At 63.7% G+C, this 2,570-nt stretch carries 3 protein-coding genes; 1 reads left to right on the top strand and 2 read right to left on the bottom strand.

Annotated features, from left to right (window positions below; genetic code table 11):
• Positions 1-957 (bottom strand): aldo/keto reductase family protein (locus Q8P38_01150; protein ID MDP4013221.1); only part of this gene is annotated, 957 nt, incomplete at its 3' end.
• A gap of 49 nt (positions 958-1,006) precedes the next feature.
• The gene (locus Q8P38_01145; protein MDP4013220.1) at positions 1,007-1,606 is read right to left on the bottom strand and encodes a DUF3043 domain-containing protein; all 600 of its coding nucleotides are present in this window, start codon (positions 1,604-1,606) and stop codon (positions 1,007-1,009) included.
• A gap of 48 nt (positions 1,607-1,654) precedes the next feature.
• Between Q8P38_01145 and Q8P38_01140 the strand changes: the two genes are divergently transcribed.
• Positions 1,655-2,479 carry a PspA/IM30 family protein gene (locus Q8P38_01140; protein ID MDP4013219.1) on the top strand — a complete coding sequence of 275 codons (825 nt, stop codon included), beginning with the start codon at positions 1,655-1,657 and terminating at the stop codon, positions 2,477-2,479.
• The last annotated feature ends 91 nt before the right edge of the window (positions 2,480-2,570 follow it).

Genomic DNA, 2,570 nt, shown 5'->3' with positions numbered 1-2,570 from the left:
GACCACAATGTCGCCAACGATGCGGTCGATCTCGCTGACAGTAGCTTCGTCGAGTCGCACACCCACAGCACCGATGTTGTCGCGCACCTGTCGGGAGTTGGTCGCGCCGATGATGGCCGAAGAAACCGCCGGATTGCGCAGGACCCACGCGAGAGCGAGCTGCGGCAGCGTAAGGCCAGCATCGGATGCCACGCCCATGAGCCGCTGGACCCGTTCCAGGGTTTCCTTGCCCAACCAGTGCCGCATGAAGGGGTGTCCCTCTTTCGACGCGGCGCGGCTGCCTGGTGGGATCTCACTATCGGGGAGGTACTTGCCGGTGAGAATGCCCTGCGCGAGCGGCGACCAGACGACTTGGCCGATGCCACGTCTTTGACAGGCCGGGATCACTTCGGCTTCGATGACTCGCCACAGGATCGAGTACTGCGGTTGGTTCGATACGATCCTGTCCAGCCCAAGGTCGTCGGCGATCCGTACCGCTTCGCTGATCTGCTCGGCTGTCCACTCAGAGACCCCGACGTAGAGCACCTTGCCCGACCGGATCAGATCGTCGAACGCCCGCAAGGTCTCCTCCAGCGGAGTCTCAACGTCATACCTGTGAGCCTGATACAGGTCGATGTAGTCGGTCCGCAGGCGCTTCAGTGAGTTCTCGCAAGATCTGATGATGTGCTTGCGCGACAGGCCCACGTCGTTGCGGCCGGGTCCGGTGGGCCAGTAGACCTTGGTGAAGATCTCGAGTCCGTCGCGGCGCTGGCCCGACAGGAGTTTGCCCAGTACCGACTCCGCTTGGGTGCCCGCGTAGATGTCGGCAGTGTCGAACGTTGTGATCCCTCCGTCGAGGGCGGCTGTAACGCACTCGCGGGCGGTGTCTTCCTCGACTTGGGATGCGTGGGTCAGCCAGTTGCCATAGGCGAGTTCACTGACAAGCAGCCCGCTCGTTCCTAGGTGTCGGTACTCCATGACTCGACCCTATGTGGCCTGCCGCCGGAGCGCCTGGGTTTCGCGCGCTCTACTTCTTGACCGCGCCGCCGCCGGCCTTGATCCGCGGGGGAGGGACGCGCAGTTTGCGGATCTGGAGACTGCGAAGAACGGCGTAGAGCTTGCACCCTTTGCGATCGGCAGGGTCCGGCCAGCGCTGTTGAAGCTCACGGCCGAGCCTGAAGAGCATCAAGCTGACCTCTCCGGCGACGATCATCGTGATGCCAAGCCAAACCATCGCCACGACTCCCTGAACCCGCGAGTCGCGCATGAACCCGGCGATGAGAATCCCGACGGCCACGAACACGAAGTACTCCGAGAAGCGGCGGCGGCCGTCGACGTAGTCCCTCGTGAATGCCTTGGCCGGTCCCTTGTCTTTGGGCGGCAGGTAGCGCTCGTCGCCGGACATGAGGCCCCCGCGAGCTTCGCGCCTGGCGTCACGCTCCCGATCGCGCATCGCCTTCCTCGCGGCTTTGGGGTCGCTGGGGACCTTCATCGTCTGCTTGCGCTGGCGTTCGGCGACCCTGCGGGACGGCGTCGGTCGCCCCTTAGGGCGCTGCGCCGGGTCTGGGAGGATGACAGTCTCCTCGGCCTGACTGTCCCGTTCGGTGCTGGATCGTCGCAAGAACACGAACCCAGGGTATCTGCCCTCGGGGTGATCCTCGTACCCAGTTCCCCTATGACTACTCTGGGCTCGATCCCTCCTCCAGCGGAAAAGGGGAAACTGATGGGGCTTTGGCGCCGGTTCACTATGGTCTTCAAGGCCAAGGCCAGCAAGGCTTTGGACAAGGCTGAGGATCCGAGGGAAACCTTGGACTACTCATACGAGAAGCAACTCGACCTGCTGCAGAAGGTGCGCCGCGGTGTCGCGGACGTGGCCACGAGTCGCAAGCGTGTGGAACTGCAAATGCAGGGGCTGCAACACCAGGCGGACAAACTTGAAGGGCAGGCACGGGCCGCTCTGGCCGGCTCCAGAGAGGATTTGGCCAGAGAAGCTCTGACCCGGCGCAGCGGTCTGGCGCAGCAACTCATCGACCTGCGGGCACAGCTCGCCGCCCTGCTGGACCAGGAGGAGAAGCTAGTCAGCGCCTCACAGCGGCTGCAAACCAAGATCGAATCCTTCCGCACCAAGAAGGAAACGATCAAGGCCCAGTACTCGGCCGCAGAAGCGCAAACCAAGATCAATGAGGCGTTCACCGGGGTCTCTGAGGAACTCGGTGACGTCGGTCTCGCCATCCAGAGGGCTGAGGAGAAGACACAGACGATGACCGCGCGAGCCGGTGCGATCGACGAACTTATGTCGTCTGGGGCGCTTGAGGACGTGACGGGGTCGACCAAAGATGACCTGACGCGCGAGCTGGAAGCTATGGCGTCACGTGGCGACGTGGATCGGCAGCTCGAGCAGCTGAAGGGAGAGCTGGCGGGGCCTGCTGGTTCCATCGAGCCCGCGCCGGGAGACCAGCCGCCCGCGGTCGGTCCCGGGGCTAGCGGCGGAGCGAGCTGAAGGAGGTTGTCGTGATCGTTCGCGTCCAAGGGGAAGGACAGTTTGAAATCCCTGAGGCGGAGCTGGCGCGGCTCAATGAGTTTGATGACGC

The sequence above is a fragment of the Candidatus Nanopelagicales bacterium genome (assembly GCA_030700225.1).
Classification (GTDB): domain Bacteria; phylum Actinomycetota; class Actinomycetes; order S36-B12.
The sequence above is the reverse complement of the archived record's forward strand: the minus strand, read 5'-3'. Positions and strand labels throughout refer to the sequence as shown.